Origin of the sequence: Streptomyces sp. CA-135486, from assembly GCF_050936555.1 — a bacterium.
Lineage (GTDB): Bacteria > Actinomycetota > Actinomycetes > Streptomycetales > Streptomycetaceae > Streptomyces.
Window position 1 is genome coordinate 1,186,918 of the sequence record NZ_JBNJMM010000001.1, and the last position, 12,532, is coordinate 1,199,449.

The window sequence follows — 12,532 nt, forward strand, 5'->3', positions numbered from 1 at the left end:
TGACGCGGACATGAAAACGGGCGCCCCACCGCGACGGTGGGGGCGCCCGTTCCCGTACGCAGTCCTACTTCGACATATTCGCCGCCGGAGTCAGCGGCGTCGCCGCCATCGACTGCGGCGACGTCGTCGACGCATACGCCGAAGGCGCCGCCATCCCCGCCGTCGGGTCCGCCGTCGTGGCCTCCTCCGTCACCGGCGGCACGCCGCCCATGATCCGGATGCCGGCCGCGTCGAAGGCCTTCTTGATGCGCCAGCGCAGCTCGCGCTCCATGCCCAGCGCCTTGCCCGGCATCGTCTTCGCCGCGACCCGCACCGTCATCGAGTCCAGCAGCACCTCGTTCAGGCCCAGTACCTCGACCGGGCCCCACAGCTGCTCGTTCCACGGCTCGGCCTTTGCCAGGTCGTCCGCGACCTGGCTGATCACCGAGCGGACGTGGTCCAGGTTCTCCGAGGAGCGGACCACCACGTCGACCCCGGCGGTGGCCCAGCCCTGGCTCAGGTTGCCGATGCGCTTGATTTCACCGTTGCGGACGTACCAGATCTCGCCGTTGTCGCCGCGCAGCTTGGTGACGCGCAGTCCCACCTCGATCACCTCGCCGGAGGCGACGCCCGCGTCGACGCTGTCCCCGACGCCGTACTGGTCCTCCATGATCATGAAGACGCCGGAGAGGAAGTCGGTGACGAGATTGCGCGCTCCGAAGCCGATCGCGACACCCGCGACACCCGCGGAGGCCAGCAGCGGCGCCAGGTCGATCTTGAAGGCGCCGAGGATCATCAGGCCCGCGGTGCCGAGGATCACGAAGGAGGTGACCGAGCGGAGTACGGAGCCGATGGCCTCCGAGCGCTGCCGGCGCCGTTCGGCGTTGACCAGCAGGCCGCCGAGGGCCGTGCCCTCCACGGCCTGGGCCGAGCGGTTCATCCGCTCGATCAGCTTGGTGAGGGCGCGGCGCATCAGCATGCGCAGCACCAGCGCCACCACCAGGATCAGCGCGATCCGCAGGCTGGTGTTCAGCCAGGTGGACCAGTTTTCCTCCACCCAGCCTGCGGCGTCTCCTGCCTGCTTGGCGGCTTCGTCGAGCGAGACTGGCTCGGCAGACGGGTCAGCGGCCAGTAGGACGGATGGGGACACGACGGGAACCTCCAGGCATTGCGGGTGGCAGCCATCCACACTAACGGGGCCCACTGGGTGTTCCGTTCCCATGTTCGAGGGAGAGACGAGGCTCACCTGGGGATGAAGCAGTCGTAGTCGCTGTGGTCGAAAACACTTCGAGCCCGTTACCCGCACGTGGTGGCGCTCGGACCTGGCATGAGGCGACACTGAAGAGCAGATCGTCCCGGCGCGAGCCACGCGCCGCCGGCGTACAAGGAGGCATCCACCGTGCCGCACGTTCTGGTCCTCAATGCGTCGTACGAGCCCCTCGGCGTCGTACCGCTTCGCCGCGCGCTCATCCTCGTACTGGAGAACAAGGCTCTCTGCCTCGAGGAATCCGGCGCCTTCATGCACAGCGCGACCCGTGTCATCGCCGCACCCAGCGTCGTACGGCTGAAGCGGTTCGTGCGGGTCCCCTACCGGGGGCCCGTTCCGCTCACCCGCAAAGCACTCTTCGCCCGCGACGGCGGGCGCTGTATGTACTGCGGTGGCGTCGCAACCAGCGTCGACCATGTCATTCCGCGCAGCCGTGGCGGACAGCACGCCTGGGACAACGTGGTGGCGGCCTGCCGCCGCTGCAACCATGTCAAGGCGGACCGGCATCTGCGGGAGCTGGGGTGGCGGCTGCACCAGCACCCCGCCCCGCCGAGCGGGCTCGCGTGGCGCATCATCGGGACCGGGCATAGGGACCCGCGCTGGCTGCCATACCTGCAGCCGTACGGCGCGGACGACGCGATGGCCCGGATCGACGGCATCTCTGCCTGAGGACCGGGCCTTCGTCGTCCCTCGCGCCGGTCGGTGCTCAGGCACCCACCGGCGCCGTCAGTCGGCTACCGCATACGCCTCCACCGACCACAGTGAGTAGCCGTACTGCGTGGCGCGCGCCTCGCCCTGGACGCGGATGAAGCGGGTGTCGAGGCTGTCCATGCGGACCGCCTCGCGGCCGCCCCTGCCGTCGGTCACCGTCGCGGCCGTGCGCCAGGTGCGGCCGTCCGCCGAGACCTGGATGCGGTACTTCGTCGCGTACGCGTCCTGCCAGTGCAGTACCACCTGGCCGAGGCGGGCCGGGCGGGCCAGTTCCAGCTGCCACCAGGCGCCGTCCTCGACGGGGGAGGACCAGCGGGTCTTCGGGTCGTCGTCGATCGCCGCCGCGGCCGGGAAGTCGGCCGTCTCGTCGCCCGACGAGGAGGCTGCCGAGCCCGCGGCCCGCGCCAGGTCGGGGCCCGCCGTGCGCGGATAGGCGCGAACCGTCAGTGTGCGCTCCTGGCCGGCGAAGGACAGCGGTATCCGGTACTCCCCGGCCGGTGTGCCTGCCGGGACCGTGACCTCGACCGGCACGGTCGTCCGCACGCCACGCGGAACCGTCGTCTGCTTCGGCACCGTCACCTTGATCCCCGCCGGGGCCTTCGCGGTGAGTTCGCCGCGCACCTCGGCCGGGCGCTGCGCGGTCAGCCGGACGCCGGCCCGCTGCGGTCCGCCGCCGATCTCCGCGTCCGTCTCGCCGCGTACGAGATCGAGGCCGGCCACCGGCTCGTCGGCGAACCACGGCACCACGGACCGTACGGCGACGGGCTCGGCGCCCTCCGGAACGACACGTACGGCATCCACCCGCAGGCCCTTGGCGTCCGCCTGGGTCCAGCCGCTCGCCGAGAGGGGGCCGAGTGTGCGCCAGCCCTGGCCCGGCACGTGTGCCTCCAGACGGCCGGAGCGCGGCGCGGCGGGCTCGGTCATCGCGGTCACCGCCGCGACCGGCCGGGCCCGCTCCAGCCACACGGTGTCGTTCCCGGCCGTCCGCGCTGCGCGGTCCGCGCCCGTCCAGGCTGCCGACTCCTTCGCCGCCCGCTCCAGGAAGGGGTTGAGTACGCCCTGCCCGACCGTCGCACGGCTCGCCGCGAGCGTCTTGCGCAGCGGCTCCAGGTCCAGCGAGGCCCGCCAGGCGGCCGCGCCGTCGCCGCGCGCCTGCGCCTGCAGCATGTCGACGGAGAGTTCGCCCGCCCGGCCGTACCGGGCCAACTGCTCCAGCCACGGGCGTACTTCGTCGTCAAGACGGCCGTCGGCGGATCCCTTCAGCCGCTGCGGGGCCTGGCGCATCACGGTGAACGCGGCGCGCAGCGCCCCCGCCGCCCGGTCCCTGGCCGCCGCGTCCGGCCCGGAGTGCGAGCGCCAGAAGTCGTCGAGGAGGGGCCTGAGATAGCCGGACTCGGCCGGGTTGAGTATCGACGAGGAGTGGTTGCCGGCCAGCGCGCGCAGTGCCTGACGGGTCGGCTCATCGCCGCCCGCGAGGTCGTTGATGGCGGCCTGCCAGGACTCCTGGGGGCGGTAGCCCTTGGGGTTCCATGCGTAGTCGGCGGCGGTGAACAGCGGGATGCAGGAGGCGGAGGCCTGCTCCATCGCGTTGGCGAGCAGCGCCACCGAACCGGCCGCGACGGCCGGCTCGCGGCCCGTGTAGGGGCCGAGGAATATCCGGTCCTGTGCGTAGTCGTTGACCGGGTAGTTGTCCATCGTGACCAGCGGATGCTTGAACACGCTCCGCGCGCCCGCCAGTTCGCGCCCGGTGATCGTGCGCGGCACCACGCCGACGCCCGTCCAGGCCACCTGGACGCGGCTGTCCAGCTCGTCCGCGAGCGCCCGCCGGTAGTCGGTGGCACCGTCCTGGTAGAACTCCGTCGGCATCAGGGACAGCGGCTCGGCCGCCGGATACCGGTCCGCCAGATGCCGGGCCAGCGCACCCGCGACCCGCGCATGCGCCCTCGCCGCCGCCCGAGGGCCCGAACCGAAGGCGTCCGTGTCCTTGCCGCAGTGCCACTCGCTGTAGCTGACGTCCTGGAACTGCAGCTGAAAGGCCCGCACTCCCAGCGCCCACATCGCGTCGATCTTGCGGGTGAGCGCCTTGATGTCGCCGTCGCTCGACAGACACATCTCCTGCGCGGGCGCGACGGCCCAGGCGAGAGTGACATGGTTTCGGCGGGCGCGCTCGGCGAGCTCACGGAACTGTGTGCGCTGGTCCGCCGGGTACGGCTCGCGCCAGCGGGCCTGCCGGAACGGGTCGTCGCCGGGCGCGTAGAGATAGCGGTTCTGCTTGGTGCGGCCCATGAAGTCCAGCTGGCCCAGCCGCTGTTGGTGGCTCCACGGCTGACCGTAGAAGCCTTCCGTCATACCGCGTACGGCGGTGCCCGGCCAGTCGCGTACGAGTACTCCGGCGACGCTCCCCTGCGTGATGAGCTGCCGCAGCGTCTGGACTCCGTGAAAGAGGCCGTCGTCGCCGACGCCGTCGAGCGCGACCGTGTCACGGCCCTGGATCCGGCCGACGGCGATCCGGTAGCCGCCGGAGGGGAGATCGTTGCGTTCGGGTGCGCGCAGGGCGCGCAGTGCCTCCTGTGCGCCCCTTCCGCCGATCCGTACAAGGGGTCCGCGTCCCGGCAAGTCGGTGTACAGGGTGTTGACGCCCGACTCGCGCAGCAACTGCTTCAGCCGCTCCACGGCGTACGGATCCGTCCCCCGGTCCGCGACGACGGTCGCCTCTTCGCCGAGCGGCACCGCCGGACCCGCGGGCCGTATGGACTGAGGGCGCGGCCATACGGAGGGCAGCGCGCCCTCGCCCTCGGGGTCCTTGGCGGTGGTGGCGGGGGAGCCCGGGGCGTCGGGGGCGGCGATCGCGCCGTGCGCGCCGCCGAGCAGGCTGCCGATGACGGCGACCGCGACGGCTGTCGCAGTACGCCTCCTGCGCGCGAGCCGCACGCCCGTCTCCCCTCGGTCCCCTGTCGTTCCGGTCGGTTTCGAGCCCACCACCAGCACACTGAGGGTGTCAATGCGGGTGGCCGTTGTGCACCTTTTGCCTGACGCGATGGGCGGTTTGATCCAACTGGCGCGCGGGGAACCGAATGTGACGCGGAACACGTTGACTGATCAGGTATGTCTGCCGTCGTGCCCGCTGGGTAGGGCTGCTGTGTCCCGTTACCGTCAGTCTGGAGTGACCGTCGTGGCCGCATCCGCTCATCTGCTGCTCTCCGCCCTGTCCAAACAGGTCCCGGGCCCCGGCCCGCTGACCAGCGAGCCCCCGCTCCCCGACGCCGCCCCTCTCACCAGCGAACCGCCTCTTGCCGAGGTCACGCCCCTCACCAGCGAGCCGACCGCCCCCGGGACGGCCGGAGGCACCCAGTCCCCAGGAGTCTGAAGGAGTCTTCATGGGCCTTGCCCGGCTCGCCGCGCTGCATGGAGTCGCCACGGCGTACGCGCCCTCTGAGGGCGTCAGCGTCCCTGTCCCCGATGCCACGGTCGTCGCGGTCCTCGCCGCACTCGGGGTCGATGCCGCCACGCCCGCGGCGTTACGGGACGCGCTGGCCCGCGCCGAGTCCGCCGCGGCGGAGCGGTTGCTGCCGCCGACGGTGGTCCTGTGGGGCGAGGGCGAGGTCCCGCCGCCGCTGACCGGGCTCCCCGCGGGCACGACCGTGCGGGTCGAGCGGGAGGCGGGTGGGACGGCGGAGTGGCTGACGCCTGCGCCGAGGGGCGCGGGCGGGCCCGAACCGCGCGGCACCGGCTCAGGCGGGCCCGCTGCCGCGACCGAGTCCGCCCCCGACGGGCCCGCTGCCGCTGCCCAGGGCGCCCCCGGCGGGCCCACTGCGGCCGCCGAGCGTGGTTCCGGCGGTCCCGCCGCCGCCACCGAGCGTGGACCCGGGTGGCACCAACTTCCCTGTGGTGTGCACCAGTTGTACGTCTGTGCCCCCGACGGGCGCGCCGCCCGCGCGGCTCTCGTCGTCACGCCTGTCCGCGCGCCGCAGTCCCAGGGGCGCTCGTACGGTTTTCTCGTACAGCTCTACTCCCTTCTCTCCGCCCGCTCCTGGGGCATGGGTGACCTGGGCGATCTGGCCGAGCTCGCGACCTGGTCCGGGCGGGCGCTCGGGGCCGGGTTCGTGCAGGTCAACCCGCTGCACGCGGCCGTACCCGGCGCACCCACCGACCCCTCCCCGTACCGGCCTTCGTCGCGCCGCTTCCCCGACCCCGTCCATCTGCGGATCGAGGACATCCCCGAGTACGCCTGCGTCGGCGCCCACGACCGCGAGCGGCTGGACGCGCTTCGCGAGAAGGCGGCCGAGCTGCGCGAATCGGTGCTGCAGAAGGGTGCGTTGATCGACCGGGATGCCGTCTGGGCCCTCAAGCGCGAGGCTCTGGAGATCGTGTACGGCGTCCCGCTGAGTCCCGGCCGCCGCGCCGCCTACTGCGACTTCCTGGCCGAGCAGGGCCGGGCCCTGGAGGACCACGCCACCTGGTGCGCCGTCGCCGAGGTGCACGGCCCCGACTGGCACTCCTGGCCGGCCGCCCTGCAGGACCCGCGTTCGGCCGGGACCGCCCGCGCCCGGTACGAGCTGATGGACCGGGTCGACTTCCACAGCAGGCTCGCCTGGCTCACCGACCGGCAGCTGGCCGCCGCCGGGCAGGCGGCGCGTGAGGCGGGCATGGGTGTCGGCATCGTCCATGACCTGGCCGTCGGCGTGCATCCGGGCGGTGCGGACGCCTGGGCGCAGGGGGAAGTCTTCGCCGCCGGAATGTCGGTGGGTGCCCCGCCGGACGCGTTCAACGCGCGCGGCCAGGACTGGGGCCTTCCCCCCTGGCGGCCCGATGTGCTTGCCGCGTGCGGTTACGCCCCGTACCGCGGACTTCTGCGCGGTCTCCTGCGCAACGCCGGCGCGCTGCGCATCGACCATGTCATGGGCCTGTTCCGCCTCTGGTGGGTCCCGCAGGGCAGCCCGCCCACCGACGGCACGTATGTCCGCTACGACGCGGAGGCGATGCTCGCGGTCCTCGTCCTGGAGGCTCACCGCGCGGACGCGATCGTCATAGGGGAGGACCTCGGCACGGTCGAGCCGGGCGTGCGCGAGGCCCTGACCAGCCGGGGCGTGCTGGGCACCTCCGTGCTCTGGTTCGAGCGCGACTGGGCCGGCACGGGCCGCCCGCTACCGCCCGAGCAGTGGCGCGAGGGCTGCCTGGCCACCGCCACCACGCACGATCTGCCGTCCACAGCGGCCCGGCTGACCGGCGAGCATGTGGCGCTGCGGCACCGCCTCGGCCTGCTCACCCGCCCCCTGGAGCAGGAGCGCACCGAGGAAGCCGCGGACGTCGCCGAATGGCTCGGCGTGCTCGGCGGCCTCGGCCTGCTGCCCGAGGGCACGGGCGACGAGGAGGGCCAGATCCGCGCGGTCTACCGCCTTCTGCTGCGTACGCCCGCGCGCATGGTCGGCATCTGGCTGCCGGACGCGGTGGGCGACCGCCGCCCGCAGAACCTGCCGGGGACCTGGGACGAGTATCCGAACTGGCGGCTGCCCGTCGCGGACGCCGATGCGCGCCCGGTCACCCTGGAGGAGCTGGCGGCCTCGCCCCGGCTGCACGCTCTGATGGAGGTCTTCGGCCCCCGGGGCCTGCCCCGTACGGCACCCCCGGACGCGCGACCCGGATAGGCGTTCGCTACGTTGGCATCGTGGACAAGAAGAACGCTTTGCGCGCCGGTACTGTCGCGGCCGGTACGACGCTGATGATGCTGCTCCTGTCGTCGCCCGCGCTCGCCCTGACGCCCGACGACGGCGACGACCCGGGCCAGGGCCTGAGCGTGGCCGAGACGCTGGGCCTGTTTGTCGTTGCGCCGCTGGCGCTCTTCGCGGTGATCGCGGGCCTGGTGATGGTCCTCGACAAGTCCAGGAAGCCGCAGAGCTGATCTTTTCCAAGGGCGCCTTGGGGGTGAGTCATCCCCCAAGGCGCCCTTGGCATGTGCCCGCGCGGTCGTGCGCCTGGAGAAGGGTGTTGCGTTACCACTACGGATGAAGCACTATGACTGTCCTGGTTGCGGCGGCGGGTGCCGCTCTCGACGCGTATCACTCGATGCACTCGATGCGCACCACCTCGACGGCAGAAGAGGTTCGGCTTGCGAAAGCTCGTGTACTACATCGCCGTTTCCATCGACGGCTTCATCGCCGCCCCCGACGGGGACGGCAGCGTCTATCCGATCAGCGAGGAGTTCACCGCGTACTCCGCGGCGGAGTACCCGGAGACCCTCCCCACGCACGTCCGCCCGATGCTCGGCATCGCGGACGCGGCGAATGTGCACTTCGACACCGTCGTGATGGGGCGCGGCACGTATGAACCGGCGCTGCAGATCGATGTCACGAGTCCGTATGCGCATATGCGGCAGTACGTCGTCTCGCGCAGTCTCAAGGAGTCGCTCGACCCGGCGGTGGAGGTCGTCTCCGGCGACGTGGTCGCGAAGATCCGCGAACTCAAGGCGGAGGAAAGCGATCTCGGGATCTACCTCTGCGGCGGTGCGGACCTCGCGGGGCAGCTGCGCGACGAGATCGACGAGTTGCACGTCAAGACGTATCCGGTGGTGCTCGGTTCCGGGGTGCCGATGTTCTCGGCGGAGTACGGCGCACAGGACTTCGAGGTCTTGAGCAACCGGGTCTTCGACAACGGTCTGATCTTCACGACGTACCGCAGGAAGCGGTAGCGCCGCAGTCGGTCCGGTCAACGTGCGGCCCGGTTGACGTGCGGGCAGGACCGAGTGGGACATCAAGAGGCGGAGCGGCTGGGGTGAGCGAGGCGCGGCTGACGCCCCCGTCTTCCTGGGAGCGCCAGGTCCGCGGCGCGGGCGGACGCCTCCAGCGGAGTTACGCCGCGCCGAAAGGGCGCTCGCGGCGGGCCGTGTGGAGGGTCGAGGCCCACCAGTCGAGTCGGGACAGCAGGACCTTCGCCGCGGCGTTCGGGCCCTCCGGGTCCTTCAGGGTGGCGTCGGGGGCGAAGAGTTCGTAGTAACGGGGGAACGAGACATAGTCCCGGATCGTGTGCGCGTGCAGTTCGCCGAAGACCTGGCGCAGTTGTTCCATCGCCAGCAGGCCGCCGCTGCCGCCGCTGTAACCCACGAAGCCGACCGGCTTCGCCTGCCACTCCGTGTAGTGCCAGTCGATCGCCGCCTTCAGCGACGCGGGGAAACTGCGGTTGTAGTCCGGCGTCACCACCACAAACGCATCGGCCGCAGCCAGTCGCCGCGTAAGGTCCTCCATCTCCGTGGGGCGGGGCATGTCCGGCTCCAGCGCCGGCGGGACCGGCGGGAGTGCGAGCGGCAGTGGTGTGTCCGCCAGGTCGATCACGTCCACCGTGAAGCGGCCGTGCTGCTCGGCCTGTTCGGCGAACCAGTTCGCGACCACCGGGCCGAAGCGGCCCTCCCTGACGCTTCCGATGATCACTGCGAGGTTGAGGGGCTCATTGGGCATGGCTGTGTGCTCCGGCTTCAAAGGCGTGGGTGACCCCGGCGGTCACCTCGGTCAAAGCTGCCGGGCGCGGCCCCAGCCAGGAAGGCCGTGCTCAGGCTGGTAGCAGCAGGGCCACCACCCCCGCAGCCCCCGGCGGTACCGTCGAAGCGTGAGCGACAACGAGCTCGGCATCTTCCTGCGTACGCGCCGCGAAGCCATCACGCCCGCCCGGGCCGGGCTGCCCGCCGGCCCCCGGCGGCGTACGCCCGGGCTGCGCCGGACCGAGGTGGCCACGCTTGCCGGGGTCAGCGTCGAGTACGTGACCCGGCTGGAGCAGGGGCGCGACCGGCGGCCGTCCGTGCAGGTGCTCTCCGCGCTCGCCGAGGCGCTCCGGCTGACCCCCAGCGAGCGCATCCATCTGCACCGGCTCACCAAGGCCGCCGACGGCGGATTCACCTGCATGGGCGGCGCATCGCCCAACCGCACCGTCCGCCCCACCGTGCAGGCCCTGCTGGAGCGCCTCGAACCCACCCCCGCCGTGCTCCTCAACCGGCTCGGCGAACTCCTCGCCTGGACCGAGGCGTACGATCGGCTGGCCGGGCCGGTCGGACTGCTCGACGGCACCCCGCCCAACCTCGTGCGCTTTGTGTTCACCGACGATCGCGCCCGTACCGCCTACCCCGACTGGGATCGCATCGCCGACGAGCAGGTCGCCGCCATAAAGCAGGGGCCGTTCCGTGCGGACCCTCATGTCGCGGTGCTCGCCGACGAGTTGACTGTCACCGCCGGGTCCGACTTCGCCGGTCGTGTCGAGAGGATTCCCGGCCTCCCCGAGTCCCGCGGCATCGAACGGCTGGTCCACCCCGAGGCCGGTGAGCTGCGCCTCGCGTACGAAACCCTCGAACTTCCCGCCGACGACGACCAGCGGCTGATGGTCCATCTTCCCGCCGACGACGCCACGTCCGCGGCGCTCGACCGCCTCGCCGGCCGCCGTCCGGGCCTGCTCCGCGCGCTGGCCTGATGGTGTCAATGTGCAAGCTGTAATGAAGAATTGACGGTGTGACACCAGAGGCGAGGGTTACAGAAACGATCATTTTCGGGCAGAGTTAAAGCGCCCTGTCACCCCCGCTCAGGACGCACGGAGACCCGATGGAACAGAGCCTCGTCGCGTTCGACGAGACCCAAGTGCCGATCTACTACTCGCGCAAGACGGCCGACATCCTGCACAAGTACGGTCCCGGTCCCCGTATCCACTTCCACATGGGCCTGTTCGCCCCCGGTGCGACTCCCAACACCACCGTCTCGCAGCGCGCGCTCAAACAGCGCATCGTTGCTTCCCAGGAAGCCATAGTCGACCACGCGGCCCGCAGCTGGGGCGCGTACACAGAGCCTCCACGACGGCTCCTCGACATCGGCTGCGGTGTCGGCGGCGGCTCCCTCTACTGGGCCCAGGAGCACGGCGCCAAGGTCACCGGGCTCACCGTCGCCGGGGAACACATACCGCTCATCGAGGAGTTCGCCCGGCAGGCAGGGGTCACCTCACTGGTCAGCCCGCGTCTCGTCGACGTGCACGACTTCGTACCCGGCCGAAAGAAGTTCGACGCCGCGTATGCGAACGAAAGTTCGGGTTATATGGACCGAGAGCGACTCTTCGAGGTCGTGGCCAAGGCCCTGAGACCGGGCGGCTGGTTCGGCATCCAGGAACACTTCATCTGCCGTCCCGAGTGGACAGAGTTCATCGACGGCTACTACAAAACCCGCCTCGGCACCCTCAGCGAGTACATATTCGCCGCCGAGGCCGCGGGCTTCGAGCTGGAGCAGGACGAGGACGTCACCGACCGGGTCGCCGAGTTCTGGGTGCAGTCCATGGCCTGGAACACCGCCGAGCTGGACCGCGCGGAGCGCGGCGGCGAGCGGGACGCCTGGTCCCGGGAGCGGCTGATCGAGTCGACGATCACGCATGGCAAGCTGTTCCGCATCTGGCGCGACCATGCGATGGAGACCAGGCTGCTGCTGTTCCGGCTGGGCGGCTGACCCGATGCCTCCTGTGTACGCGAGGGACGGCAGCCCCTCCCGCATCGGCTGGGAACTGCCCCCGTTCTACTGCCCGTTCAACGAGAAGCTGATCCACCCCAAGGCGGCGGATCTCGAGCAGCGCGCCATCGAGTGGATCGACGACTTCGGCATCTATCCGGACGCGACCGAGCGCGCCTGGGGTCTTGCCACCCACAGCGCGGACTTCACCAGCCGCATCATCCCGTTCGGCGACGTGGAGCCGGTGCTGCTGTTCATCGAGTGGAACTACTGGGCCAACGCCGTCGACGACTGGCAGGACTCGGGCTCCGCGGCCACCCGCACCGCGGACATCGCCGACCACAGTGTGCGCCTGGTGCGCGCCATCGAGGCGCCGGGCTCGCAGCTGCTGCCGCCGGGCCCGCTCACCACCGCGCTGGACGATCTGGTGGCCCGCACGCGCGCCATGCTCACGCCCTTCCAGCTGCGCCGCTTCACCGAGGGCACCAGGGACTGGCTGTTCGGCGCGGGATGGCAGACCTCCAACGCCGAGCGCAAGGTGATGCCGTCGCTCAACGACTTCGCGGCGATGCGGATGTCGGTCAACGGCACCCGTTTCACGCTCACCTGGTGCGACGCATCCAACGGCATCCACGTGCCGGCCGACGTGCTCTACTCCGCGCAGGTCCAGGCGCTGACCGACGTGGCCGGCTTCATCGTCTCCTGCGACAACGACCTCTACTCGTACAACAAGGAGGACCACCAGGACCCCTGGGAGCAGAACCTGCTCAACGTGGTCGCCCGCCACGAGGGCTGCACGCCCGCCGAGGCGATAGAGCCCGCGGTCGCACTTCGGGATCGAGTCATGACCCTGTTCGTACGGCTCAGAAAGCAGCTCTACACCGGCGCGGACGAGCAGCTCACCCGCCATCTCGACTCACTCGGGCACTATGTGTCCGGCTGTATCGAGTGGCAGAACCTGGCGCCGCGCTATGCCAGTCCCCGCAACCGGAACGCACTTCCCGTCGAGGGTGCTTCGTACGACATCACCTGGCGGGACACGCCCAGCGACCCGAGCGTCGAGCCGCTGCCCATCCCGGCGATCGCCTGGTGGTGGCAGCAGCTCGACGCCTGA

At 71.1% G+C, this 12,532-nt stretch carries 11 protein-coding genes; 8 read left to right on the top strand and 3 right to left on the bottom strand.

All coding sequences use genetic code 11. The features are described from left to right. Nucleotides 1–64 precede the first annotated feature (64 nt). A complete protein-coding gene (locus ACQEVG_RS05350) occupies nt 65–1,129 on the bottom strand; it encodes a mechanosensitive ion channel family protein (protein WP_432977786.1) in 1,065 nt (354 codons plus the stop codon). A 249-nt stretch (nt 1,130–1,378) separates the two neighbouring features. On the opposite strand from ACQEVG_RS05350, the gene ACQEVG_RS05355 reads away from it, so the two are divergent. Then, nucleotides 1,379–1,915 carry an HNH endonuclease gene (locus ACQEVG_RS05355; RefSeq protein ID WP_142217192.1) on the top strand — a complete coding sequence of 179 codons (537 nt, stop codon included), beginning with the start codon at nt 1,379–1,381 and terminating at the stop codon, nt 1,913–1,915. Between the two features lie 57 nt (nt 1,916–1,972). On the opposite strand, the gene ACQEVG_RS05360 is transcribed toward ACQEVG_RS05355, so the two are convergent. Then, a complete protein-coding gene (locus tag ACQEVG_RS05360) occupies nt 1,973–4,888 on the bottom strand; it encodes a beta-N-acetylglucosaminidase domain-containing protein (protein WP_432977791.1) in 2,916 nt (971 codons plus the stop codon). Nucleotides 4,889–5,129: 241 nt separating this feature from the next. On the opposite strand from ACQEVG_RS05360, the gene ACQEVG_RS05365 reads away from it, so the two are divergent. The 4 genes from ACQEVG_RS05365 (at nt 5,130) to ACQEVG_RS05380 (ending at nt 8,642) form a co-directional block, all read left to right on the top strand. Continuing rightward, a complete protein-coding gene (locus ACQEVG_RS05365) occupies nt 5,130–5,324 on the top strand; it encodes a hypothetical protein (RefSeq protein WP_360876049.1) in 195 nt (64 codons plus the stop codon). A gap of 10 nt (nt 5,325–5,334) precedes the next feature. Continuing rightward, entirely contained in the window at nt 5,335–7,602 is a 2,268-nt protein-coding gene (malQ, locus tag ACQEVG_RS05370) for a 4-alpha-glucanotransferase (protein ID WP_432977795.1), read from the top strand. A gap of 20 nt (nt 7,603–7,622) precedes the next feature. Then, a complete protein-coding gene (locus ACQEVG_RS05375) occupies nt 7,623–7,856 on the top strand; it encodes a hypothetical protein (protein WP_432977798.1) in 234 nt (77 codons plus the stop codon). A 207-nt stretch (nt 7,857–8,063) separates the two neighbouring features. Beyond that, the gene (locus ACQEVG_RS05380; protein ID WP_432977801.1) at nt 8,064–8,642 is read left to right on the top strand and encodes a dihydrofolate reductase family protein; all 579 of its coding nucleotides are present in this window, start codon (nt 8,064–8,066) and stop codon (nt 8,640–8,642) included. Nucleotides 8,643–8,802: 160 nt separating this feature from the next. Here ACQEVG_RS05380 and ACQEVG_RS05385 read toward each other — a convergent pair whose 3' ends face one another. Then, nucleotides 8,803–9,405, bottom strand: a complete 603-nt coding sequence (locus ACQEVG_RS05385) for an NADPH-dependent FMN reductase (RefSeq protein WP_432977804.1) — start codon at nt 9,403–9,405, stop codon at nt 8,803–8,805. Nucleotides 9,406–9,553: 148 nt separating this feature from the next. Between ACQEVG_RS05385 and ACQEVG_RS05390 the strand changes: the two genes are divergently transcribed. The 3 genes from ACQEVG_RS05390 (at nt 9,554) to ACQEVG_RS05400 (ending at nt 12,532) form a co-directional block, all read left to right on the top strand. Beyond that, entirely contained in the window at nt 9,554–10,405 is an 852-nt protein-coding gene (locus ACQEVG_RS05390) for a helix-turn-helix domain-containing protein (protein WP_432977807.1), read from the top strand. 128 nt (nt 10,406–10,533) lie between these two features. Then, nucleotides 10,534–11,418, top strand: a complete 885-nt coding sequence (locus tag ACQEVG_RS05395; RefSeq protein ID WP_432977810.1) for an SAM-dependent methyltransferase — start codon at nt 10,534–10,536, stop codon at nt 11,416–11,418. A 4-nt stretch (nt 11,419–11,422) separates the two neighbouring features. After that, nucleotides 11,423–12,532 (top strand): terpene synthase family protein, encoded by a 1,110-nt coding sequence (locus ACQEVG_RS05400; RefSeq protein WP_432977813.1) that lies wholly within the window; start codon nt 11,423–11,425, stop codon nt 12,530–12,532.

Bases quoted from the DNA above. Each gene is read 5' to 3' on its own strand.
- malQ (WP_432977795.1), top strand. From the start codon at position 5,335: ATGGGCCTTGCCCGGCTCGCCGCGCTGCATGGAGTCGCCACGGCGTAC.
- ACQEVG_RS05385 (WP_432977804.1), bottom strand. From the start codon at position 9,405: ATGCCCAATGAGCCCCTCAACCTCGCAGTGATCATCGGAAGCGTCAGG.
- ACQEVG_RS05395 (WP_432977810.1), top strand. From the start codon at position 10,534: ATGGAACAGAGCCTCGTCGCGTTCGACGAGACCCAAGTGCCGATCTAC.
- ACQEVG_RS05400 (WP_432977813.1), top strand. From the start codon at position 11,423: ATGCCTCCTGTGTACGCGAGGGACGGCAGCCCCTCCCGCATCGGCTGG.